Origin of the sequence: Fictibacillus sp. WQ 8-8 (assembly GCF_024494405.1) — a bacterium.
In the GTDB taxonomy this organism is placed as follows: Bacteria; Bacillota; Bacilli; order Bacillales; family Fictibacillaceae; genus Fictibacillus_C; species Fictibacillus_C marinisediminis.
Window position 1 is genome coordinate 101,370 of the sequence record NZ_JAMXKG010000006.1, and the last position, 22,253, is coordinate 123,622.

A 22,253-nucleotide genomic window follows, 5' to 3' on the forward strand; every position below is an offset into this window, starting at 1 on the left:
TGGAGCAAATGGGTATATAGAAGATAGAAACCTTGAAAGGGGCTCCTTTATGGAAAAAGATTTGTCACAGCACAAAGAACATGCCCAAAGAAAAGCAGAAGAATATAAAGATGAAGCTGCACCATGGATCGTCCGGATGGCCCGCCTAGGCCATTTCTCAAAAGGAGCCGTTTATATTGTCATTGGAATACTTGCCGTAATGACAGCATTCGGTTTGCAAGGTAAATTAACCACTTCCTCAGGTGCCCTCTACACCATTGCCAAGCAGCCCTTTGGCTCTGTCATGCTCGCTGCGCTGGCTGTAGGACTTGCAGGCTATGCACTGTGGCAAGTCATCATGACGGTCTTTGACCCCGAGCATAAAGGAAATGACGCAAAAGGATGGATGGCGCGAATCAGTTATCTCATCATCGCTGCTATATATTTCAGTCTATGTGTAAGTGCAATCAAAATAATCTTCAGAGCGAGTGCCAACTCGTCAAGTCAAAAATACCAGACCTTATCCGCAAAAGCGCTGGCACAGCCCTTCGGACAAACAATCATTGCGGTTATTGGTGCTGTATTTATCGGTATAGGGGTTTATAACTTCTACAAGGCCTATACGGAAAAATTCAAAAAAGGGCTTAAACGTCATGAGATGAATCAAAAAGAATGGAAGACCGCACGTTATATCGGGAAGTTCGGACTTTTTGCACATGGTGTAGTATTCGCCATCATCGGCATCTTTTTAATCAGAACAGCCATTCAGGCAGATCCAGATGAAACAAAGGGGCTGGATGGTGCTCTGGCTGAACTTGTAAAGCAGCCGTTCGGTCCAGTGCTCCTTACTATCGTCGCTCTCGGACTGGTCGCTTATGGCGCCTACTTGCTCTTTGAAGCGAAGTACCGAAGACTCGATCCTTAATGATAAAACAGCCTCGTCCCTTTTGGACGAGGCTGTTTTCATTTACCAGGCTTTAAAACTAGTTTTTCTCCGTTTTTGAAGCTGGATTCATTCGTTTCCGTTACATGATAGCGGCCTGTAGTCCAATCTTCAATCTGGTTATCATACCACTTGCTGAGGACATGTCCTGACTGTCCTGGACCGACGACATTGTAGGTTTTCGTCAAGTCTGCAAGATCAACAACCGTTCTCCAGGCAGCTCCATGGTTCACTTTCCCTGTAAGAGAATCCCAGCCTGCAGCACCTACTGTTACCCTGCTTCCTCCCATCGGCGTTTCTTTTGGATTAAACAGCAGGTTCAGCGGCTTTATCGCTGATAGAGGATGATCAAACGGCAATGTATGATACGTTCCCCACTTCCACTTATCGGGATTTTCACCCTGCAGCTTCTCCACCTTTTTAACCGTTCTGCTGAAGGAGATTGTTGCGGCTTTGTCCAGCCCCCCTGCCTCTTTGATCCAGGGACCTTCCTTACCCTCGGCCGCATGACGGATCAGTTCATCCACGACTTGAGCCTTGCCGTCAAACAACGGCATCATCTTTTCATCAATCTTTTTTTCAAAGAGAACATCGCTGAACTCTGGCATCCATAAGTTGAACAGCAGGGGTGCAGCAAGATTTTTGTCATCTTCATGATTCCAGTCTTTCAATAGTTTTACCGCTTTTCTGCCGTTTGTTCCAAGGTCTGCAGTCTTCAAATGGGAGAGAAGGATCGGCAGCATTTCTTCTGCCTGAAGATTTTTCCTGTCGAACTGCAGCTTCTGCATATCTTTTAAGGATAGCTTTTCTTTGGCTGACAGAACATCTTTTATTCGCTGCTCCCGGTAAGGCTGGGCCCATGAATCAGTAATGTGGTACGGGTAGTCGTCACCGATCACTTTATTATTTGCCGTTGCAATAAATCCTTCTTTTGGGTTCACGGCCATCGGGAGCTTATCCCAAGGAATATAACCCTTCCATTCATATTTCTTTTCCCAGCCCGGTACAGGGACAGAAGCATATTTCTCTTTACGGATCGGAATCAGTCCATTGGCGCGATAGGCAATTGTTCCGTCTTTAGATGCGAAGACAAAGTTCTGGGCCGGTGTATGAAAATAAGTCAGCGCCTTTTTAAACTCATTCCAGTTCTTTGCTTTATTAAACATCAGTACAGCCTGAAGTTCCGTTGAGGGCTCAAGTGCCGTCCATCTCATGGAAAGCGCCGTATTCTTTTGCTTGTCATAAGCAAATTCGGACATGATCGGACCGTGACGGGTAATCGTGACTTTGTAAGGAAGGGTCTTTTGATCTTTCACTTTTATATTTTCTGTGATGATTTTGGCTTTCTCCCATTTTCCTTCATACAGAAATTCATCCGGATGATCGGAATTTCTTTTTTCAATGTAAAGGTCCTGAACATCGGGTCCTACATTTGTGACTCCCCAGGCAATCTGTGTGTTCCGGCCAACGATAATTCCCGGAACCCCCGCAAATATGACACCGCTTACATTCATGCCGGGTGCTTTTAAATGGCTTTCGTACCAGATCGATGGCGTGCTCAATCCAAGATGAGGATCGTCTGCAAGATACGGCAGACCAGATTTTGTTTCGGTTCCGGCCACCACCCAATCATTCGAACCGTTGAATTCATTAGGAATGACCGCTTTAGCGAGGCTGCTCTTAATATCCACCTTTGCTTTGCTTGCGATATCAATGATCTCTGCTCCGCCCTTTGGATAAGAAGGGAAAAGATCAAGTGCGCTGCCCTTTGGGAAATTCTGCAGCAAGTAATGCCTGAATGCCTGTCCTTCCCAATGTCCGCCAAGATCAAAGGCCATATATTTTCCAATGGTCAATGAATCGACGGGCGTCCATTTCTTTGGCTTGTACCCCACCATCAAAAATTCGATCGGAAGTGAATTGTTCTTTTCGGCATCCCTTAAGTAGGCGTTCACGCCATCCGCGTACCATTGCAGCACTTGCTTCGCTTCAGAAGAATACAGTTCATACGATGCCTCTGCGGCTCTTCGTAAACCAAGCGTCCTGAAATAACGGTCCTTTTCCACCGTTTTCTCACCGATTACTTCGCTTAATTGTCCTGACGCCTGGCGCCTGCTCAAATCCATTTGAAACATCCTGTCCTGAGCCGTAACGTATCCTTGGGCAGTATATAAATCTTTTAAACTGCCAGCCTTGATATGAGGTACACCGTTCTTGTCACGGACAGCTACTGCCGTTCCGGAAAGTGATGGAACGGTTTTTGTACCGCTCACAACTGGAAGGCTCTTTCTTAGTATCCAATAGGCAGCCGATCCCGAAATGGCAGTAACGAGAAGCAGTCCTGCCAGCATAATCACGGCCACTCTTTTCCATTTTTTCTTTTTCGGTATCTGTTTTTCAATTTGAATAGCTGTTTCCACCTGTATTCCCCCTCTTTCTTTATGGCTTCTTTACTCTTGTCTTTTTTCCTTCTCCTGTAAAATCCAATTTTAAGAAATCTCATATGCCCTACAAAAGTTTATATATTTGATAGAAGAAGTAATGATGGTTTAAAATGGTTACTTTGAAAGGGGGAGCCGTATGAAAAAATGGATATGGCTGACGCTCATCCTTTTTGCATTATGTACGCTGGCTGCTGGAGGGTGGTATTACTATCCCCAGTTTAAGATAGATCGCCTGAAGGCACAGAATGCCGCAGTCACTGAATCCGCCGGGACGAAATCCCATTCGGCTGATGTTTCTTATATTCAGCATTTAAAAACCTTGCCTGCAAAAGAGATTCATCATCTAGCTTTGGGAGATTCGGTCATTCAGGGCCGAGGTTCTAATCAAGGCGGTTTTATTAAAATAGCCAGCAGTAATCTGGCTGTCCTTACGTCTAAAAAAGTGCAGCTAGATAATCAGGGAATTTCAGGAGCAACCAGCCGTGATCTGCTTAAACACATCTCATCCCCAGGTATGTCGGACCGGATAAAATCTGCGGATATTATTACGATCAATATCGGGGGCAACGATCTGGTGAAGCTTGCTTTAAAGGAAGGGCCTGTCCAGGCACTTCAGGATTATCAAAACGTGAAATCTGCTTATGAAGAAAATTTAAATAAGATATTTTCATTAATTCGAAAAGAGAATCCTGATGCTATTCTCGTATACAATGAATTGTATAACGCTGTGGACTCGGGAGAATCCTTTTATCCGGCAACTAAAAAATTGCTGAATGACTGGAATCTGATTGCCTATGAAACAACAGCCAAATATAAACCATCTGTTGTGATACCGAGCAGCGAAGTGCTTAAGCCCGAAAACAGGAAAGAATGGATTTATGATTCTATTCATCCCAACGACAAAGGCCACGAACTGATTGCGGAGCAGATGATTAAAACACTTAAAGCTCCTTATAAGAAAAAATAAAAGGCATTGTCCCGGCAGAGGACAATGCCTTTTCATCTTTATTCAGCGAGCATAAAGTCACGATAAACAAAATTGCCGTCTCTAACCGTCTCACTTCCCTGAACCACTTCAATCTTTTGCCTGAACAATGGCCCCCCAATTACAAGAGTATGGAATTCTCCGTTTTCTCCGCATGGATCTACGTTCTCGGGTAAATCCGTTCTCCAGTCGCCGTTGATCTCACGGCCCAGAAAATCTTCATCCAGCTTCGTTCGATCAAGAGTAGTAACGACGGTCCGATATCCCAACGCGAGAAATTCGTCGATGAGATCCTCTGACTTTGCGCCCCACAGAGGGAAAACAGCTTCCATTCCAGCCAGTTTTAATTTGGCCTCCCTGTACTCTCTGATGTCAGCAAGAAAAATGTCTCCAAACATCACGTGCTGAATGCCGGCTTGGCTCACCTTGTCCATTTCTTCCCGCATCCGCTCCTCGTAGATCTCATTCGTGCATACTTTTGGAATTCTAACTTTACGGACAGGAAAGCCAAGCGCGTTTGCCTGCGCATCAAGAATTTCCTCCCGAATGCCGTGTATGCTCGTCCTTTTAAAATCCTCATTGACTGTCGTCAACAAAGAATCGATTTCATATTCCTTTGATTCCAGCAATTTATGAAGAGCCAGCATGGAATCTTTGCCCCCGCTGAATGAAACTACAATTTTTTTTGTCATCGTCTCACTTCCTTTTGTATCCTAATTTTGGTGTAATTGAAATAGATGGTCTACATATGATTATAAAGCAATGAGGAGGAGAGAATGGAAGAACATTTGGAGTATACAGAAGAAATACCTCAGCCATTGGTGAAGAAGAAACGTGCCTATCCGGTGACCTGGGGAGGATTCATCGGCTTTTTTGGTGCTTACCTTGGATTCATCATCTTGTTTTCATTGCTGACCGGCATGTTTTACGCGCTCGCAGCTGTCATTTTTGGTTTTTCCATGGCTGGATTTGAAAAAAGCCCTGTCTTCTTGCTGATTGATGCTTTAACGTTCACTGCAGTCATGCTCGTCTTTAAGCGCACCCGTCAATTTATGTTCCAGAAACTAACGCTGGGTGCCCTGAAAAAGAAGAGAACCTACTTCTTGATGGCTTGGGCTCTCATCATTTGCCAGGTATCACAATATCTTATTTTTGAGGTGCTTCATCTCGAAGATCCCGGATCAAACGGAGATGACCGCCTTTTTACAAGCGGGATTGGTATCGCAGGTATCGTTATTGTTATTTTTTGCGCCTGCATTGCTGCACCTGTAACTGAAGAATTGGTCTTCCGGGGATTTCTGTTCCGTTTCTTTCATGAGAGATATCATTTTATTGCGGGGCTGGTTGTTTCTTCTGCTGTCTTTGGCTCTTTGCATATCGGTTATCCGCTGGCTGCCGGTATCATGGGCATAGTTTTTGCTATGCTGTTCTACTTTACTAAATCTCTCGTTCCCGGCATGCTTGTCCATGCTCTATGGAATACGTATGTCTCCATTGTCGAGCTTCTTTCTTAATTGTATTTAGCAAAAAAATAGAGGCACCTTTGTAAAGGTGCCTCATATGTATAGGGGATTTATATTATCTCACCTTTAAATCTTATTGATAAGCATCAAGAGACTTGCGACTTGGTGCCTATTTTTGCTTCTTCATGGCATTACAGCCTTCAGTCAGACGATATAACTAAGACCTTTACGCTAGCCCCATAATCCTTTAACCAGCTGATCGCCTTTTATGAATCCGTTAATCCCGTTCTTCTCAAGCAGATAATCCACAACCTCCTGCCGATCCATCCCTAGAGTCTCCAGCCCTTTGGCGATCGTCTTAAGGTAAGCAAAGGAAGGAGGCACAAACTCTTCTTCCCCCATATCATGGTTGGATGTAAACGTGAAAATCGGCTTGCCTTCGCAATCTCCCAAATAAACGATGGTTCCGTACCATCCCTCCGTTAAGGGAAGAAAACGGGATTCCTTAATTCGGGCGAAATCAATCTCTAAACCATCGATGCCGTTTTCCTGTGAAGCAACATCCATAAACTGCTCTTCAGAAATCAAATACATTCTTCCTGCTGTCTTCTCATTTTCACCTTCACGGTGGCCGATGAACGCCACTCCTCCTGTTCCCCATTTGCTTTCCTGTTTAGAAAAATAAAGCGGGTACTGAATGTTTACCGGCTGGTCAGCCAGTGGAGGATCACAATTGCGGCATCCTCTCTCTGGTTCAGAGCTGCCTTCGGCCTGCTTTCCCTCTATATAACAGCTGAACCTGTCTTGATTCATATTTGAGCCGTAACTTGCATACCATACATAATTCATCAATCTGCCCCTCTCTTACAAATAGCGCACTTGCTGTTTAATATAACGCTTTAAATAACTCGCAAAGTCCATAAAACTGTTTTTATCCTCAAAAATGCCCTTTAGGGTGTCAATCTGCGGGAATATTCCATGCCGGTTAAATCTTACTGCCGTAATTCCACGAAAAAACTCGCTTCCATCTTCATTCAGTATGACAGTACACACCATTACTTCTTTTGTCTCTCCAATATAATGCTCTTTTAATTCAATTACATCCACCACATCAAGCTTATATTTCCGCATAATCAAACCTCCCCTTTTATTGTAGCAAACGTTGAAACAGAAAACCCGGCTGTGTTTTTAACTATTTCCCTGCAAAAACAGCATCAATACAACCGGGATATAAAAGTAGTAAAAATGGCATGTATTTTCCTTTAAACTTCAAATTGGAGAATATTTATTCCATTTTGCTTGGTAACTTGGTACCATTGCACTACTGGAAAAGATTTGAAATAGTCTTAACGATTCTTGCTATAAATTGACAATCGGGATAAAATAGGAATATATAAGACAGGGGTTGCTGCTTATCCTGATACAACGTTCTAGCCCGAAATAATTAGGGGGAGGGAATGGTATGACAGTATTCGAAGCAATGTCGTTAATGATTGGTTTTTCAATGCTAGTTCTGACCATTATTCGCTCCAAGGACAACGATTAGGGTTACATCACATATCTCATACAAAAAAGCCATGCGGCATCGCATGGCTCTTTTTTAGTATTATTTTATTTCTCTTTTTTCTACAACTAATTCATTTTCACGAACATCAACACGTAATTCTGTACTTTCTTCTTGCTCCAGAAGGACATCTGCAACAGCATCCTCCACTTTCTCCTGAATCACTCTGCGCAAAGGACGTGCGCCGAACGATGGATGATAGCCCAGTTCAGCAATTTTCTTTTTCGCCTCATCCGTAAAACTGATAGAGATGCCTTGTTCAACCAGGTTTGCTTTCAATTCTGTAAGCATAAGGTCTACGATTTGAACAAGATCTTCTTCTTTAAGTGACTGGAATTGCACAATACTGTCAAAACGGTTAAGGAATTCTGGCTTAAAGTAAGAACCGATCGCATCGAGAATGCTTGTTTCTTTTTGAACTTCAGCCACCTCGTTTGTAAATCCTAATTTCTTCGTTTGTTTAATTCCAGAACCAGCATTGCTCGTCATGATAATGACTGTATCCTTAAAACTTACCGTACGGCCCTGGCTGTCAGTGAGGCGTCCATCTTCAAGAATTTGAAGGAACATGTGCTGGACGTCCGGATGAGCTTTTTCAATTTCATCGAGTAGGATGATGCTATAAGGCTTGCGGCGCACCAGTTCTGTCAGCTGTCCTGCTTCATCATGGCCGACATAGCCTGGAGGTGAACCGATCAGCTTGGACACGGCATGTTTTTCCATGTACTCACTCATATCGAGGCGAATCATGGCTTCCTTATCACCGAACAGTTCTTCTGCAAGCGACTTCGTAAGCTCTGTTTTACCTACCCCAGTCGGACCGACAAACAAGAAGGATCCAATTGGACGGCTTTTGGCTTTAAGGCCTGCACGGCTTCGGCGGATGGCTTTTGATACTTTATCCACCGCTTCTTTTTGTCCGATGACTTTTTGGGATAAGTTTTTCGCAAGATCTTTCATTTTTGCCTGTTCGTCCGCTTGAAGCTTCCTTACAGGGATTCCTGTTTTCTGTTCAACGATTTTTTGAATATCTTCCAATGAAACCTCTGTTTTCATTTTTGGTTCGTTTTCGGTCAGTTTTTCCTGAAGCTGAAGTTCTTCCTGGCGAAGTTTGGCTGCAAGCTCATAATTTTCGCTCAATGCTGCTTTTTCTTTTTCCTTAGAAATTTCTTCTAATCGTTCTTCAATAGAAGAAGTTTCACTTCCTGAGTGCAGCAGATTGATTTTTGAACCTGCCTCATCCATGAGATCGATCGCTTTATCTGGAAGGAATCGGTCTTGAATATAGCGGTGAGAAAGATTTACACATGCTTTTAGAACATCATCAGAAAAGCTTACTTCATGATATTGTTCATATTTTGGAGCTAGTCCTTTTAAGATTTCATACGCTTTTTCTGGCGTAGGTTCATTAACGATTACTGGTTGAAAACGGCGTTCAAGCGCGGCATCCTTTTCAATTTTGCGGTATTCTTTCAGTGTGGTTGCCCCAACAACTTGAAGCTCTCCTCGTGCTAGAGCAGGTTTTAGAATGTTACCCGCATCCATAGATCCTTCCGCAGACCCGGCACCGACAATCTGATGAATTTCATCAATGAAAAGAATGACGTTCTTGCGTTTTTGAAGTTCAGCGATCAGCTGCTTCATCCGTTCTTCAAACTGGCCGCGGATTCCTGTATCAGCAACAAGAGATGCCACATCCAGCAAATAGACTTCTTTAGATAAAAGTTTAGCCGGCACAGAGCCTTCTGCAATTTTTAATGCAAGACCTTCTGCAATGGCTGTTTTACCTACCCCTGGTTCCCCGATGAGAACAGGGTTGTTTTTATTTCGGCGATTCAAGATCTCAATGACACGGCTGATTTCTTCTTCCCTGCCGATCACTGGGTCGACCAAGCCTGCTTTCGCTGCATGGCTTATATTGCGCCCGAATTGATCTAGGAATCCTCCTCCGCCACCCTGCTGGGTCTTAGGAGACTGCTGCTCGCTGGAAATACCTGAATTCATTCCGCTGCTCATCATTTGTTTAAAGAATTCGTCAAAGGATGAGAATTGATTCATAGGATTTATACCTCCTGCAGTGTTCATGGATTGTGTTACTTTATGGTAGCAATCTGTACAAAGCGTTAATTGTTGTTTGTGTTGATTAAAAGAAACATTCATATGAATAGTCGCAGGATTCACTTTACATTGTTCACATCGCATAAAGCATTTCCTCCTTCATTGTAATAGGTCATTTGTTTTGTCTGACTTTGACTATCTTTGACCTTATGGCTTTATTATACTTTGACCTTCTTTGACTTTCAAGGTTTTTGCTCAAATAATTTATACTTGCTTATTTTAAGTGTGTATCATTATCTTTGGTTTCTAGTACCTTACACTTCTTGTTCCCGAAAATCAAATGATCTGTTTTTTTCTGAATCGGAGACCACAACCCAATAAAAAAGCCCGCTTCATGAGCGGGTTCTTCACTATTTAATCTCAAATGTTTGCTTCTGTCTGTAATCGTTATCCTCATCTATTGCCGTGAGCCAGATTTCAATCGTATATGTTCCGGCTGGCAAATTTTTGACTATGATGTCCTGTGTATAGGTTTCTCCTTGTTTTAAAGCGATCTTCGAAAGAGCTTGAGTAAACATATGGTCATCTGAGTATTGATAAACTTTTTTGCCCTCTTTATTTTTCACAATGTAGTCAAATTTCTTACCGCTTGTGAATTCAAATATTTTGACTTGCTCTGTCTGATTTTTCAGTTCATAGCGCAATAGCGCGCTCCCAGCTTTTTGCTCGAGAATCGAAAGTTTAGGCTCGATGGCGCCTGCAACAATTCCTCCGCCATTGTTTCTTTCAGGATCGTCTTTTTTCTGTTCCTGCTTGTTTCCGTCTCCCATGACTGGTTCTCCCTTCTTAGCCTCATTCTTTTCCGTTGTGCCGCATCCGGCTAAAACGATGATAAACCCCAATATAAGCAGCCAGCTTTTCAATGTCATCACCTCACACATAGTCTTGGCTGATTTTTGTTATTTTACCAGAATAAAAAAAGGATTTTTATGTCTACATCTATAAGTACCCTTAAGAGAGATTATTCAACATACACCCAAGGGAGGATTTTTACATGCCAGTACTACATGAAGATTTGCTTATAGAAATGAAAAAACTTACCGATGAAAAACGTGCAACAAGCAACGAGACGATCCTTCAGCAGCACAGCAAAGATGAGTCCCATCATTCACCTGTACTTCCGGAAGTGGTGGTTTTTCCTGATTCAGCTTCCGAAGTTTCTTCTATATTACAATACGCCAGCGAACACCAGATTCCTGTTGTTCCTTTTGGAGCAGGTTCAAGTCTTGAAGGTCACTGCATTCCACTCCAGGGCGGCATCTCTATTAATTTCCAGAATATGAACAAGATCTTGGAAGTGCGTGAAGAGGATTTCCTAGTCAGGGTGCAGCCGGGGGTAACGCGTACACAATTGAATCAGGCATTAAAAAAGTACGGTTTGTTTTTCCCTGTTGACCCAGGAGCAGATGCTACGTTAGGCGGGATGGCAGCAACGAATGCGAGCGGTACGACTAGCGTGCGGTATGGAATCATGCGGCCTCAAGTCAGAGATCTGGAAGTCGTCCTTGCAGACGGCTCGATTATCCATACAGGCGGGCTCGCCGCAAAATCATCATCCGGGTATCATTTGACAAGTCTTTTTGTCGGTTCGGAAGGCACGTTAGGTGTATTTACTGAACTTACACTCAAAGTCTATGGCATTCCTGAGGCTACTGTTGCTGGAAGAGCGGTTTTCCCTAGTGTTAAAGCGGCGGTAGATGGCGCAATATCTCTTCTTTCCTCAGGAAACTCACTAGCCCGTGTAGAGCTTGTTGATGAATATTCCATCAGGCAGGTCAATCAGCACAGTGAAACCTCCTATCCCGAAAAGCCCACTCTTTTCCTGGAGTTTCATGGTAACCCATCCGGTATGCAGCAGGATGTTGCCTTTGCTGAAGAACTATTGTCAGCTAACGGTTCTGAAGATCTGATATTCGAAACAGATTCTATAAAGAAGGCAAAGCTTTGGGAAGCAAGACATCACCTTGCCTATGCATTTAAGCATGGGTTTCCTGGAAGAGAGATGATGCTGACAGATGTGTGTGTGCCCTTATCTGAATTAACAGGCGCTGTGGTTTACGCTCGTGAACTGATAGAAAGGGAAGGTCTGCACGGCGGAGTTCTCGGACATGTCGGTGATGGGAATTTCCATTCTATTCTCATGTTTGATAAGAGCAGCGAAGAAGAAACACAAAAAGCCAATCGTATTAATGAGATGATTGTCGAGTATGCCCTTTCTAAAAGAGGAAGCTGTACCGGTGAACATGGAATCGGAATCGGCAAGATGAAATATTTGCAGCAGGAGCATGCCGATACCCTGCCATTGATGAAAATGATCAAAGAACAGTTCGACCCCCGCCATATTTTAAATCCGGGGAAGGTTTTATTTTAAAAACAGCAGATTAAGGAGAATGCGGACAGGGTAATAATAAAGTACAAATTTACCTTAGAAAGGACTAATCCATGAAAACTCTAATCATCCTAGTACTCGTAGTCATCCTTATCGTTCTGTTTATGAAAAGAAGAAGATAGTACGTAAAGAGGGGCTGTCCAAGAAGTCTGTAAGCTGTTGATTTCCGTTCCAGGCTGCTCGCTTTCCGCGGGGCGTGCGGTGAGCCTCTTGGTGCAAGCACCGGCGGGAGTCTCACCTGTCACGCTAGTCCCGCAGGAGTCTCGCATCTTCCACTTCAATTAACTTTTCATTGAAGATTTTTCAAGCCAAAAAGGGGCTGCCTGAAGGTCAATTTTCGACTTTCTGGACAGCCCCCTTTTTTTAGGTATAATACAAGCTGTTTAGTAGAAAATAGGAACAAGTGATTTTCACTATTTAAAACATGAACAGAATAATGTCCCTTAATATCCTGATGTTCCCCTATCGGTAAAGGTAAAGACCCATATCATCCAATCCGGCACCAGTGATTAGTTGGAAAAGCCGAAGCGCCTGGGGCTAGACATTACACATCTATAAAAAAAGCCAGCTCTATTTGAACTGGTCTAGTTCGTTTTTAATGCATTTAAATCTTGATTCCACTGCATCGGCTGCCAATGTGCAAGATCGTAGCTGCCTCCATCTATGTTTTCCTTTTCCTTGGACAGCGTCTCCAGAAGTTCCTGCGGCAAATGCTCTGTATTCAGAGTAAGATCAATGGAATCATCCGGTGAGTACAACAGAACAGTAAACAGCTTTTTATTTACCATATCCATCCCGTGTACATGCAGATAGCGAAGATCATTCATCCTGTATACGAAAAAAATTCGGTAGGGGGACATCTCATCATCCTGCCTTTTTAGAATCAGTATGTCCCGGGTGCCTATTTCTAAACGACTGAAAATGGATAGATGGGCAATTTCACTTGAACAGTTGTTCCTTTATTCTTTTCACTCTCAAAAGAAATGTTACCGTAATGTTCTTTTACAATTTTATAGCATACCATCAGACCAAGCCCTGTTCCCTTTTCCTTAGTCGTATAAAAAGGTTCTCCTAATTTTCCAAGCCTGTTTTTCGGTATGCCCGAACCCTGGTCTTCAATCTTAATCACTACGCTTCCTTTTTTCTTTATGACAGCAAGCGTGATGATTCCTCCTTGACCCATGGCTTCAATGGAATTCTTTAACAGATTGATAAATAACTGCTTCAGCTGATTTTCCACACAATAAATAGAAGGAATATCTTTATCCACTTTTAATTGAATCTGTATGTTTTTAATAATGGCTTGTGTGTCCAGAAGGCGAATCACAGATTGAAGCATATCTTCTAATGAACTGTATTCGAAGTGGACGGCTTGCGGCTTGGCCACTAGCATAAGCTCCCCGACAATGTCATTAATTCGTTTTAATTCCGTCAGCATAATTGCAACATATTTGGTTTTCATCTCTTCATCTGTTTCCTTTAAAAGCTGGGCAAAGCCGATTAAGGATGTAAGGGGGTTTCGTATTTCATGGGCGACTCCTGCCGCCAGCTCTCCCAGAACAGAAAGCTTCTCCGACTTTCTTATCAATTCCTCAGTTTCCTTCGTTGCTGTAATATCCCGAGCGATCGTTACGAAGCTTTCTATCTCGTTCCATTCGTTAAGTACCGGAACCGCATTAGTCTCCATGACCAGCCAATCTCCATTTTGATGCATCAGGCGACATTCAAAGGTAAAAGGTTTTTTTTTCATTTTGGCCTTCGCAAAGGCAGCTCTAAGAAATTCCCAATCATCCGGATGAATCCTTGAAAAAAGAATTCTGTTTATTTCATCTAAGTTACTAGAGAATCCGAGGATGGCTTCATGGGAAGGTGAACTATAGATCAGTTCCCCATTGGGATTGGCTACGGCGATTAAATCTTTAGAATGCTCGGCAATGACACGGTACTTCGCCTCACTCTCACGGAGAGCCCGCTCTGCCTTTTTTTGTGCTGAAATATCCCGGTAAATCAAACAGAAACCGATGACTCTGCCCTGCATGTTGCGGATCGCAGAAAACGATATGGATACATCAATCCTTAATCCATCACGCCGGACTCTCTGGGTTTCAAAGGAAGGAACCGTACTTCCTTCGGCAAGAAGGCCCATAATACTTTTAGATTCCGCTTTGAATTCATCCGGTATGATAATGTGCGAATCGATTTCATCGGATAGAAGGTCATGCTCTTCCCAGCCGAACATATTCTCAAAGGCATGATTGACCTTGATCAGATTTTCTTTTGTATCGACAATTAAAATGGCGTCAGTCGTGCCCTCGAGTACAGATTCCAAAAGTTCGAGCGCGACACTCAGCTCTTCTTCCTTTTCTTTATGCTGGGTGATGTCCCTTCCTGTCACAAACAAAAACAAAGGATTCCCTTCTTCGTCAAAAGTAGCTTGTTTGATTAATTCAAGATAAATATACGATCCGTCTTTTTGCTGCACTTCTTCTTGAATTTTTATCGGATGTCCTGTTTCCCAAGCCTTCTTGTCTGTTTCCTTTGACCGCTCGATCATCCCTGCATTACACCAGGAGTTCTGTTCATCAAGAGCTTTTCCTTTATACGTACAGCGGTCCACTCCACATACCTGGAGTGCAAATTCATTAGCCTCTATCCAATGGCCTTCTCTATTTTTCAAGCATATAAATTCAGGCAAAACATCAATTAATTTTTTGAAAACACCAAGTCTCGGAAGAAGTTCATCTTTGGTTAGCATCATTTTCAGTCCACACCCTCAACTATCATTCTGTCGTATTGTGTCTCAATCCCTTTTATATTAGATAATGGAGTAAGGTTTTCCTTCAAGAATTTACCGACAAATAGAGACAATAATAGGCATGGGAAAAACTTTGTTCATCAAAAAAAGCCCCGTGACCCGGGGCTTTTTATTTTATACTGCTTTAACGGCTTCTTTCAGTGATTTTCCTGGTTTAAATGCAGGTACACTGCTTGCGGCGATCATGATTTCTTCCCCTGTTAGAGGGTTGCGCCCTTTACGGGCGTTGCGGTTGCGAGTTTCAAAAGTTCCAAATCCAATCAGCTGGACGCTCTCACCCTGCCTTAATGCATTGGTAATCGATTCAAGAACAGCTTCCACCGCAAGGGTTGACTCTTTTTTATTCATGTTTGTTGCAGATTTTACTGCGTCAACTAAGTCTTGTTTTCTCATGAAAAAAATCCTCCTAAAAAGTAATTTAATATATTGCATTTGCTACCATTATTAACGCTTTCTCACTTTTTATACATCTGCCCTGCATATTTTCAAACATGAAAAGATCCCGGTATACAAGGCCGGGATCTTTCTCTTAACACTTAGATTGTCTCTCTAGAATCCATACACGGTCATTCCGCCGTCTACAAAAAGAGTTTGTCCTGTACAATAGGAACCAGCGTCAGAAGACAGGAAAACGGCAGGACCGACTAATTCGGCCAGTTCTCCGACTCTGTTCAGTGGAGTGCGGGATAGAATGTCATTCAAATAGTTTTCATCTGCAAGAAGTTCTGCTGTTAACGGTGTTCTGAAATACCAGGGACCAATTGAGTTCACATTGATTCCGTAAGGGCCCCATTCCAGTGCAAGGTTTTTCGTCATTTGGATCATCGCCGCTTTCGTCGAAGCATATACTACTCCCGTTCTTAACGCAACATGCCCTGCTACAGAGGAAATGTTGATGATTCGCCCGTTCCCTTGAGATTTCATAAGTTTAGCGGCTTCCTGGGAAAAATAGAAGGCTGAACGAAGGTTGGTGTTCATGATCTTCTCCCATTCCTCTTCAGAAACTTCCAGCGCTTTGCTTCTAATATTCATACCGGCATTATTGACTAGAATATGTACAGGAATTTGGCGTGATGTAAGAGAATCATATAATGATTGAATTTCTTCCTTTACTGTCACATCTACTGTAAAGGCATATGCCTTTCTCCCAAGTTTTTCGATAGAGCCGGCAACTTCATCAAGATCTGATCGAGTTCGGGAGATCAGTACAACATCCGCTCCAGCTTCAGCAAAACCAATGGCCAGTGCCCTGCCGATTCCCCGCCCTGCTCCAGTGATCAATGCTGTTTTTCCTTCCAACGAAAAAGACGGTAAATACATGATCAATCTTCCTCTCAGTTAATTTAATGTAAAAAGACTCGCCAGATAACAGAATATTTCTAACGTAACAAAGTATCCCTCTTTTATCCATTAATAAAAGATATTTTTTAACAGAACGAACGATTTACCTTCACAAAACGTATTACTATTGATTCATGAATCAGGTCGCAAGGAGGACACCGTAAAGATGGAAGAAAAAGATTTGGTCAAAAAAGCAAAAAAGGGCGACCAGCATTCTCTTTCTCTCTTGCTGCAGCAAAATTATTCTATTTTGTTTCATTATGTACTGAAAATAACGATGAACCGTTCAACAGCAGAAGACCTTGTACAGGAGACCATGCTTAAATGCATTCAAAAGATTGGGTTATACGAGGGAAAGTCTAAATTTTCTTCCTGGCTCATTTCCATCGCATCCCATCTATACATCGACCAGTTCAGACGCAAGAAAACCGAGCAGAAGTACCAAGAGCACGAACAGGCATCCCGAAACCTGAAATGGAAAGCCGCTTTCATCAATGAAGAATGGAATGAAGTGCTAGATGCCGTAAGCCTTTTAAACGAAGAAACAAGAACCCCCTTAATCCTAAAGCATTATTACGGTTATACGTACGACGAGATCGGGAACATGCTGAATATTCCCGCCGGAACGGTTAAATCTCGGGTTCATACCGGGTTAAGATTCATTAGAAAGGAGTTAGCTGAAAGTGAAGGAGAATCCAGACTCAGCAAATAACCTTGAAGATAAGCTCAAGGAAAGCCTCTCACAGATTGAAAAATATGAAGAATTCAGCGTGCCAGACCTTGCCTTTTTTGAACAAATGGTAGCTGAGGAAACCAGCAGAAATAAAAGACAGCTCGCTAAAGAGCTTGCCCTGTTTGGAGTGATAGCTGCTGCAGTTCTGTTCTGCGTGGCAGCTATGCTTATTCGGCTCCCTTCTGTTTTCGTCATCCTTCAGGCTCCCGTACTGATTGGTGCTATTCTGTTTCTTTATAAACATCATAGAAAAGAAGGTGAATGGAATGACACATAACATACACGGCCAGCCGCTTTGGACACTAATTCTCGTTGTCATCATTCTTCTTTGCCAGAGCACATGGCTGTTTCTGGACGGAAGGAAACGCGGCTACCGTTATTGGTTCTGGTCTCTATGGGGATTGATCCAATGTCCGTTCCCTCTCCTCTTTTACCTCATATTCGCAAGAAAAGTGTTCAGGTCCAAACCATAAATCTCCTTAGCGTTTATGTCTGTCCTCTTGTGGGGAAAATGGTAACATAAGGAGGAGATATCATTGCAGACATCACTTTACGAAAAATTGGGTGGCAAAGACTCCATAGGAAAAGTGGTTGACCGTTTTTATGATAAAGTTTTGGCCGATTCGAGTGTAAATTATTTTTTCGAAAATATCGATATGGAAAATCAGAGGAAACATCAAACCAAGTTCTTGAGTTTCGCTTTGGGCGGACCCGCTCAGTATTCCGGAAAGTCGATGGCAAAGGTACATGAAGGCATGAATCTCCAGCCTGAGCATTTCGACGCCATTGTTCTTCACTTAAAAGAAGCGCTTCAGGAGTTTAACGTGCCCGAACAAGATATTGAAACAGCAGTTGATCACGTCAATACACTAAGAGATGACATACTTTATAAATAATAAAAAAAGAGGAGCTGCTCAATCCTGAGTCTGCTCCTCTTTTTTTACTCTTTTTCTACCCATTCCTTCCGCAGGACAAAAAGCTCTCTGAGTTCCTGAGTAGAAAGCTCTGTAATCCAGTTTTCACTCGTGATGACTTTTTCGCTAAGCTCTTTTTTGCTTTCAAGCATTTCATCAATCCGCTCTTCAAGCGTACCGAGCGTGATCATCTTATGAACGGTCACAAACCGTTTTTGCCCGATTCGGTGGGCACGGTCTGTCGCCTGGTTTTCTACAGCTGGGTTCCACCAGCGGTCAAAATGAATCACATGGTTTGCTTCTGTAAGATTTAACCCTGTCCCCCCAGCTTTCAAGGACAGCACGAACACACTGTGTTTTCCATCCTGAAACTTTTCAATCATTTCATCGCGTTTAGCCTTAGGCACTCCTCCGTGCAAAAAGAGCATATCTTCGTTCCAGCGGTTCGCGATATAGTCCTGAATCAGATTGCCCATAAATAAAAACTGCGTAAAGATCAAACACCTTTCGCCCTTTTCTCTTATGGCTTCCAAGAGTTCCACCAGCTTCGAAAATTTATTCGATCGCTCCTCGAGCCTGTTCTTCTTTTCTTCCTTCAGATATAGAACCGGATGGTCACAAACCTGCTTCAGCTTGCCTAATAAAGCTAAAATCAGCCCTCTTCGCTTCATGCCGCCTTCTTGCTCAAGCTGCTGAAACGTATCCTGAATCATCCGTTCGTATAAGGATGCCTGCTCTGCCGTTAGATGGACATACTCTTTAATCTCCTGTTTCTCCGGAAGGTTCAGCTGTACGTGTGGGTCCTGTTTGGTCCTTCTCAATAAGAAAGGCTGAACGAGGCTCTGCAGCTGTTTCAGCCGGCTGTTATCGTGCTCTCTTTCAACAGGAAGGACGAAACGTTTTCGAAAGGCGGCTTCACTTCCCAGGTAACCGGGATTAAGAAAATCAAATATGGCCCAAAGCTCAAGCAGCCGGTTCTCTACTGGTGTGCCGGTCAGCGCAATTTTATGCCTTCCCGATAAACGGCGGATGCTCCTTGATTGTTTTGTAAAACTGTTCTTTATATTCTGAGCTTCATCTAAAATGATCGCATCCCACAAGACATGCTGAAAATCTTCTTCATCCAGCTGTGCGGTCGTATACGAGGTTAATACAACATCCGCCCCCTGAATCGACTTGATAAATGGCTCTCCTCTTATCCTTGAAGATCCATAATGAAGGAACACGTTTAAATCAGGTGAAAAATGCTGCAGTTCTTTCTGCCAGTTTCCAATGACAGAAGTCGGACAGATTAGAAGTGCAGGAAATCCCCCCTCTTCATTATCTTTTCTTGTTTGAAGCAGGTAATCGATGGTCTGGATTGTTTTCCCCAGTCCCATGTCATCCGCCAGACATCCTCCAAGACCGAACTTCCTTAAAAATTGAAGCCAGGAGCTCCCTGTTTTTTGGTAGTCCCGAAGACTTCCCTGAAAGCCTGGGGCCGTAGGCTGAATCGGGATCTCTTTCACTTCAGACAGCTGTTCGACCATTTTGGCAAGGTCTGTGTTCAGCTCAATATTGACATAGCGCAGCAAGGAAGGCTCTTCTTCATTGCCGTCTTTCCCGGGCTGCATGAGGTGCTGTTCCAAAATATCCTTCAGCTGAAGGCCTTTGCGGTTCACACTCTTCATAACCTGACTGACCTCACGGATAAAAGCAGGATCGAGTTTGAACCATTTCCCTTTAATTTTCACTAGGCGCCTGCGGCTGTCAACGAGCTTCAGGAACTCCTCTTCGCTCAATTCGATGTCGCCTGTGGAAACTTTCCAGTCGAACTGCACGATGGAATCCAGCCCTAAAAATGACGGAGCGTATCCGCCAGATGAACTTTTCACTTTCGCTTTCAGGTCCGGCTGAAGATCTTTCAGCGCTTCCCACCATGAAGGAAGAAGGATTTTAAATCCCCCTTCTTCCAGCCATTGACTCTTCTCATTTAAAAAATCCCATGCTTCATTTTCCGTCAGCTTCGTTTTAAAAGAACCATCCTTCTTTTGAAGAAAAGATACAAGTGTACCGGCAAAAGAAAGATCTTCTGCTATTCGGTGCGTAAAGGGCTGCCATTCTTCCGGAAGATCTTCCGCTGCCCCTGTCCAGTCAAAGTGGATGCTGCTCTCCTTATCCTCCAGCAGCACATCCAGTTTCCAATATCGATCATCTTCTTCAGGTTCCTGAAGCTCAAGAAGGACATCGAACGGCTTTTCATCTTTTTTCCAACCCAGTTTAACGAGCCATGATTCCTCTGACAGATTTTCATAAAGTGTATTTTTTTCGAGAAGATGTTGAAACGGAAACCGGTCGAAAAAGGCAGGATCCGCATCCAATCTTTCTGGTTCTTCAAGAGCGAGTTCATCGATCGCCGTGTTCAGCCAATGGGACAGTTCTTTCCCGGTGGCTTCTATCTCCCATTTCCATTCACCTTTTTTCCAGGATTCAAAACTGGGTTTTACTCGGTGTTCCTGCAGTGATACATCCAGCTCCCGGGCGTGAGTGATCATGTCTTGAGCCTCTGCGCTCCAATTGCCCTGTTTCAGGAAAAAATGCGGATGCCCTGTGAACAGACGAAACGCATCAACAGCAGACACATAAACATATTGATCATCATCTCGTTCGATAAACGTTCCATAATAAGATTTTTTATGCCAGGCAAACAGCATGGGCATCCAGTCATCCACATGGAGTCTGCGCCCTTTCTGCTCTCCCCAGAACACCATTCTGTTGTCGTTCAGCCATCTGGCATGAAGTACAATGGCGGTCACATCAATCATGTATGAATTTTCCTTTCCTTAGCTCTTCCTGAAAAGCGCGGAGTCTGGCATACTGGGTAGCCAGCTTTTCAATATAATCATCAAACTGCACGTCTCGGTCCAGCTTTTTATAGATTGACTGAAGCTTTTTCAAGAAACGGATGGCCAGCTTATAGGATTTGCGGTTTTTCTCCCTGATGAGCCGGTCAACGGACTGGTGGTACAGCGGAAGAAGCACTTCCATATCCAGCTGCTCCACTTCTTTTAAATCCGTACCATTAATCAAGGAAGGCGAATACCCCATTAAGATCTGAAGCTCGACCCAGCGCTTAAAATCCTGCTGGACGTGCAAAAATTCATTGTATTCATAAAAAGTTACCGGAAGGCAGTCAACGAGCATCTGTTCATACTCCTTTTCCTCCCCCGTGTACTGTGCATATTTCCAAAAGTATTCAATATATTGGTGAAACTGTTCCCGAACAGACGCATCCCGGTAATAATCCTGCGTCTTCCGGTAAAATTCCGGCTTCAAGGCGAGCAGCCATTTCAGTAAAGACTCCCACTTTTCCCAATGAAAAAGCAGCTCAAGCCATATTAAGGCATGACGGGAAGAAAACTGCTCTGTTTTTTCCATCCGCTGATAAGCTTCTGTAAGGTCATCCCTCAAAAAGGCAAAGTGAACGAGCGCCATATCCAGAAACTGAGCCCGGGAACCCTTTTCCTTTTCCTCCAGAAGCTGCTTTTCATAAGCTACTACCCATTGGTCCACATGGTAAATGGTCGCCCAGCCTACTTGAAAGACACGAAAAATAATATCAAAATAACGGGCGGAAAGCTTAAATATATTCTGGAATTCTTTTAAACTTTCTTCAATTAAATCCAGATGTTCCGACTTAAGCCTTTCTGCCTGAATCTCCATAGCCGTTTTGAACATCCCATCGACCAGCTGGCTGAGATTAAGTTTAAAATGTGAAGCTAAATAATCGGGCACCCCATATTGCTTTTCATATTCCGTAAGCCTTAGGAAGGTTTCAAGCTGTGCATGAAACCGATACAGCTTTCCTATGTCATCATCCATAAAACTGGCAGCATTCAATAGACCTGGATAAAACTCCTTATGGATGTGGGTGAAGGTATAGCCTTCTCCCCTTTCCAGCTCTTTAAAGGTCAGATTCTGCATCTTATTCTTTTCAAAGTCTTCAAAGCGCTGATTAAAGTTCTTTTTCCATTCATCAACAGAAAGTATGTTTTGAATCACCCGTTTTCTCGTTTTCGGTTCAGCATTCTTTGTGCTGCTCTCTTGCTGATCAGCTGAAGAAATCATGGCTTCCTGCTGTTCATTCTTTTGTTTTCCTCTCTTGCTTTTCCATTCCAATATAAGCTGATAGGGAGGTCCAAAAGAGGCATACAGCTGAAAAAACACAGCCAGCTTATGAGCACATGGCTCTGAGCTGAAGCATGAACAGCTGCTCTCTGAAAAATGCTCAAGATCAAGACTTACCGCATATCCACTCTCTTCAGAAACACTTCCTGTTACAGTCTTGTTATCCACATTAATATTGTATACAGCGCCTTTTTGGTAAAGCGCATAGCCTTCTTGTATCACTTCTCCACTAAAATGAAACAACACGTCTTTTCCAAGTTCCAGAACAACGTCTTTAGGAATCTGCTTACTTAACATGTGAGCCTCCGTAATATAGTACCATCCATTATATCAAATTTAAGGAGGTTCCATTCAATGTTGTGCTTCATTCCTTCAACAACAAAAAAATAATGGACTAT

The 22,253-nt window shown here is 43.2% G+C and carries 21 protein-coding genes; 9 read left to right on the top strand and 12 right to left on the bottom strand.

All coding sequences use genetic code 11. The features are described from left to right. The first annotated feature begins 49 nt into the window (after positions 1 to 49). On the top strand, positions 50 to 904 hold the full coding sequence (locus M1K46_RS14720; RefSeq protein WP_256226555.1) for a DUF1206 domain-containing protein: 855 nt from the start codon (positions 50 to 52) through the stop codon (positions 902 to 904). A gap of 38 nt (positions 905 to 942) precedes the next feature. On the opposite strand, the gene M1K46_RS14725 is transcribed toward M1K46_RS14720, so the two are convergent. After that, positions 943 to 3,348 (bottom strand): penicillin acylase family protein, encoded by a 2,406-nt coding sequence (locus tag M1K46_RS14725; RefSeq protein WP_375162211.1) that lies wholly within the window; start codon positions 3,346 to 3,348, stop codon positions 943 to 945. Between the two features lie 154 nt (positions 3,349 to 3,502). Between M1K46_RS14725 and M1K46_RS14730 the strand changes: the two genes are divergently transcribed. Next, positions 3,503 to 4,333: a GDSL-type esterase/lipase family protein gene (locus M1K46_RS14730; RefSeq protein ID WP_256226557.1), complete on the top strand. Its 831-nt coding sequence runs from the start codon at positions 3,503 to 3,505 to the stop codon at positions 4,331 to 4,333. Between the two features lie 38 nt (positions 4,334 to 4,371). Here the strand turns inward: M1K46_RS14730 and M1K46_RS14735 are convergent, their stop codons facing one another. Further along, the gene (locus M1K46_RS14735; RefSeq protein WP_256226558.1) at positions 4,372 to 5,043 is read right to left on the bottom strand and encodes a diphthine--ammonia ligase; all 672 of its coding nucleotides are present in this window, start codon (positions 5,041 to 5,043) and stop codon (positions 4,372 to 4,374) included. A gap of 84 nt (positions 5,044 to 5,127) precedes the next feature. On the opposite strand from M1K46_RS14735, the gene M1K46_RS14740 reads away from it, so the two are divergent. Then, positions 5,128 to 5,865: a CPBP family intramembrane glutamic endopeptidase gene (locus M1K46_RS14740; RefSeq protein ID WP_256226559.1), complete on the top strand. Its 738-nt coding sequence runs from the start codon at positions 5,128 to 5,130 to the stop codon at positions 5,863 to 5,865. A gap of 180 nt (positions 5,866 to 6,045) precedes the next feature. Here M1K46_RS14740 and M1K46_RS14745 read toward each other — a convergent pair whose 3' ends face one another. Beyond that, the gene (locus M1K46_RS14745) at positions 6,046 to 6,663 is read right to left on the bottom strand and encodes a hypothetical protein (protein ID WP_091010690.1); all 618 of its coding nucleotides are present in this window, start codon (positions 6,661 to 6,663) and stop codon (positions 6,046 to 6,048) included. Between the two features lie 15 nt (positions 6,664 to 6,678). Further along, positions 6,679 to 6,945: a hypothetical protein gene (locus tag M1K46_RS14750; protein WP_256226560.1), complete on the bottom strand. Its 267-nt coding sequence runs from the start codon at positions 6,943 to 6,945 to the stop codon at positions 6,679 to 6,681. A gap of 331 nt (positions 6,946 to 7,276) precedes the next feature. Here M1K46_RS14750 and M1K46_RS25850 point away from each other — a divergent pair, with 331 nt between their 5' ends. Then, positions 7,277 to 7,360, top strand: coding sequence for a putative holin-like toxin (locus M1K46_RS25850; RefSeq protein WP_353051312.1), 84 nt, complete (start codon positions 7,277 to 7,279; stop codon positions 7,358 to 7,360). A 60-nt stretch (positions 7,361 to 7,420) separates the two neighbouring features. Here the strand turns inward: M1K46_RS25850 and M1K46_RS14755 are convergent, their stop codons facing one another. Further along, entirely contained in the window at positions 7,421 to 9,580 is a 2,160-nt protein-coding gene (locus M1K46_RS14755; protein WP_256226562.1) for an ATP-dependent Clp protease ATP-binding subunit, read from the bottom strand. Positions 9,581 to 9,846: 266 nt separating this feature from the next. Continuing rightward, positions 9,847 to 10,359, bottom strand: a complete 513-nt coding sequence (locus tag M1K46_RS14760) for a BsuPI-related putative proteinase inhibitor (protein WP_256226563.1) — start codon at positions 10,357 to 10,359, stop codon at positions 9,847 to 9,849. A gap of 131 nt (positions 10,360 to 10,490) precedes the next feature. Between M1K46_RS14760 and M1K46_RS14765 the strand changes: the two genes are divergently transcribed. Beyond that, positions 10,491 to 11,867: an FAD-binding oxidoreductase gene (locus tag M1K46_RS14765; RefSeq protein WP_062236372.1), complete on the top strand. Its 1,377-nt coding sequence runs from the start codon at positions 10,491 to 10,493 to the stop codon at positions 11,865 to 11,867. A 602-nt stretch (positions 11,868 to 12,469) separates the two neighbouring features. Here the strand turns inward: M1K46_RS14765 and M1K46_RS14770 are convergent. The 4 genes from M1K46_RS14770 to M1K46_RS14785 all read right to left on the bottom strand — a co-directional run bounded on the left by M1K46_RS14770 (position 12,470) and on the right by M1K46_RS14785 (position 16,020). Then, complete coding sequence (locus M1K46_RS14770) at positions 12,470 to 12,745, bottom strand: hypothetical protein (protein ID WP_053355435.1); 276 nt, start codon at positions 12,743 to 12,745, stop codon at positions 12,470 to 12,472. Between the two features lie 47 nt (positions 12,746 to 12,792). After that, entirely contained in the window at positions 12,793 to 14,643 is a 1,851-nt protein-coding gene (locus M1K46_RS14775; protein WP_256226565.1) for a PAS domain-containing sensor histidine kinase, read from the bottom strand. Positions 14,644 to 14,814: 171 nt separating this feature from the next. Further along, positions 14,815 to 15,093: an HU family DNA-binding protein gene (locus tag M1K46_RS14780; RefSeq protein ID WP_053355437.1), complete on the bottom strand. Its 279-nt coding sequence runs from the start codon at positions 15,091 to 15,093 to the stop codon at positions 14,815 to 14,817. A gap of 156 nt (positions 15,094 to 15,249) precedes the next feature. Next, positions 15,250 to 16,020, bottom strand: a complete 771-nt coding sequence (locus tag M1K46_RS14785) for an SDR family NAD(P)-dependent oxidoreductase (protein WP_062236379.1) — start codon at positions 16,018 to 16,020, stop codon at positions 15,250 to 15,252. A gap of 187 nt (positions 16,021 to 16,207) precedes the next feature. On the opposite strand from M1K46_RS14785, the gene sigY reads away from it, so the two are divergent. The 4 genes from sigY (at position 16,208) to M1K46_RS14805 (ending at position 17,670) form a co-directional block, all read left to right on the top strand. After that, positions 16,208 to 16,753 carry an RNA polymerase sigma factor SigY gene (sigY, locus tag M1K46_RS14790; protein WP_256226566.1) on the top strand — a complete coding sequence of 182 codons (546 nt, stop codon included), beginning with the start codon at positions 16,208 to 16,210 and terminating at the stop codon, positions 16,751 to 16,753. Then, a complete protein-coding gene (locus tag M1K46_RS14795) occupies positions 16,725 to 17,051 on the top strand; it encodes a YxlC family protein (RefSeq protein WP_256226567.1) in 327 nt (108 codons plus the stop codon). The genes sigY and M1K46_RS14795 overlap by 29 nt, the downstream gene beginning before the upstream one ends. Further along, positions 17,041 to 17,247, top strand: coding sequence for a sigmaY antisigma factor component (locus M1K46_RS14800; RefSeq protein WP_082316010.1), 207 nt, complete (start codon positions 17,041 to 17,043; stop codon positions 17,245 to 17,247). The genes M1K46_RS14795 and M1K46_RS14800 overlap by 11 nt, the downstream gene beginning before the upstream one ends. Positions 17,248 to 17,310: 63 nt before the next feature. Next, the gene (locus M1K46_RS14805; RefSeq protein ID WP_305585427.1) at positions 17,311 to 17,670 is read left to right on the top strand and encodes a group I truncated hemoglobin; all 360 of its coding nucleotides are present in this window, start codon (positions 17,311 to 17,313) and stop codon (positions 17,668 to 17,670) included. 44 nt (positions 17,671 to 17,714) lie between these two features. On the opposite strand, the gene M1K46_RS14810 is transcribed toward M1K46_RS14805, so the two are convergent. Both M1K46_RS14810 and M1K46_RS14815 read right to left on the bottom strand, forming a co-directional pair. Further along, positions 17,715 to 20,492, bottom strand: coding sequence for a DEAD/DEAH box helicase (locus M1K46_RS14810; protein ID WP_256226568.1), 2,778 nt, complete (start codon positions 20,490 to 20,492; stop codon positions 17,715 to 17,717). Further along, positions 20,485 to 22,152 carry an SWIM zinc finger family protein gene (locus tag M1K46_RS14815; protein WP_256226569.1) on the bottom strand — a complete coding sequence of 556 codons (1,668 nt, stop codon included), beginning with the start codon at positions 22,150 to 22,152 and terminating at the stop codon, positions 20,485 to 20,487. The genes M1K46_RS14810 and M1K46_RS14815 overlap by 8 nt, the downstream gene beginning before the upstream one ends. Between the last annotated feature and the right edge of the window lie 101 nt (positions 22,153 to 22,253).

Excerpts from the sequence above, each read along its gene's own strand:
- sigY (WP_256226566.1), top strand. The coding sequence starts at position 16,208 with ATGGAAGAAAAAGATTTGGTCAAAAAAGCAAAAAAGGGCGACCAGCAT.
- M1K46_RS14810 (WP_256226568.1), bottom strand. The coding sequence starts at position 20,492 with ATGATTGATGTGACCGCCATTGTACTTCATGCCAGATGGCTGAACGAC.
- M1K46_RS14735 (WP_256226558.1), bottom strand. The coding sequence starts at position 5,043 with ATGACAAAAAAAATTGTAGTTTCATTCAGCGGGGGCAAAGATTCCATG.
- M1K46_RS14740 (WP_256226559.1), top strand. The coding sequence starts at position 5,128 with ATGGAAGAACATTTGGAGTATACAGAAGAAATACCTCAGCCATTGGTG.
- M1K46_RS14730 (WP_256226557.1), top strand. The coding sequence starts at position 3,503 with ATGAAAAAATGGATATGGCTGACGCTCATCCTTTTTGCATTATGTACG.
- M1K46_RS14755 (WP_256226562.1), bottom strand. The coding sequence starts at position 9,580 with ATGCGATGTGAACAATGTAAAGTGAATCCTGCGACTATTCATATGAAT.
- M1K46_RS14780 (WP_053355437.1), bottom strand. The coding sequence starts at position 15,093 with ATGAGAAAACAAGACTTAGTTGACGCAGTAAAATCTGCAACAAACATG.
- M1K46_RS14720 (WP_256226555.1), top strand. The coding sequence starts at position 50 with ATGGAAAAAGATTTGTCACAGCACAAAGAACATGCCCAAAGAAAAGCA.
- M1K46_RS14815 (WP_256226569.1), bottom strand. The coding sequence starts at position 22,152 with ATGTTAAGTAAGCAGATTCCTAAAGACGTTGTTCTGGAACTTGGAAAA.
- M1K46_RS14745 (WP_091010690.1), bottom strand. The coding sequence starts at position 6,663 with ATGAATTATGTATGGTATGCAAGTTACGGCTCAAATATGAATCAAGAC.
- M1K46_RS14800 (WP_082316010.1), top strand. The coding sequence starts at position 17,041 with ATGACACATAACATACACGGCCAGCCGCTTTGGACACTAATTCTCGTT.
- M1K46_RS14775 (WP_256226565.1), bottom strand. The coding sequence starts at position 14,643 with ATGATGCTAACCAAAGATGAACTTCTTCCGAGACTTGGTGTTTTCAAA.
- M1K46_RS14750 (WP_256226560.1), bottom strand. The coding sequence starts at position 6,945 with ATGCGGAAATATAAGCTTGATGTGGTGGATGTAATTGAATTAAAAGAG.
- M1K46_RS14765 (WP_062236372.1), top strand. The coding sequence starts at position 10,491 with ATGCCAGTACTACATGAAGATTTGCTTATAGAAATGAAAAAACTTACC.
- M1K46_RS14785 (WP_062236379.1), bottom strand. The coding sequence starts at position 16,020 with ATGTATTTACCGTCTTTTTCGTTGGAAGGAAAAACAGCATTGATCACT.
- M1K46_RS14770 (WP_053355435.1), bottom strand. The coding sequence starts at position 12,745 with ATGTCCCCCTACCGAATTTTTTTCGTATACAGGATGAATGATCTTCGC.
- M1K46_RS25850 (WP_353051312.1), top strand. The coding sequence starts at position 7,277 with ATGACAGTATTCGAAGCAATGTCGTTAATGATTGGTTTTTCAATGCTA.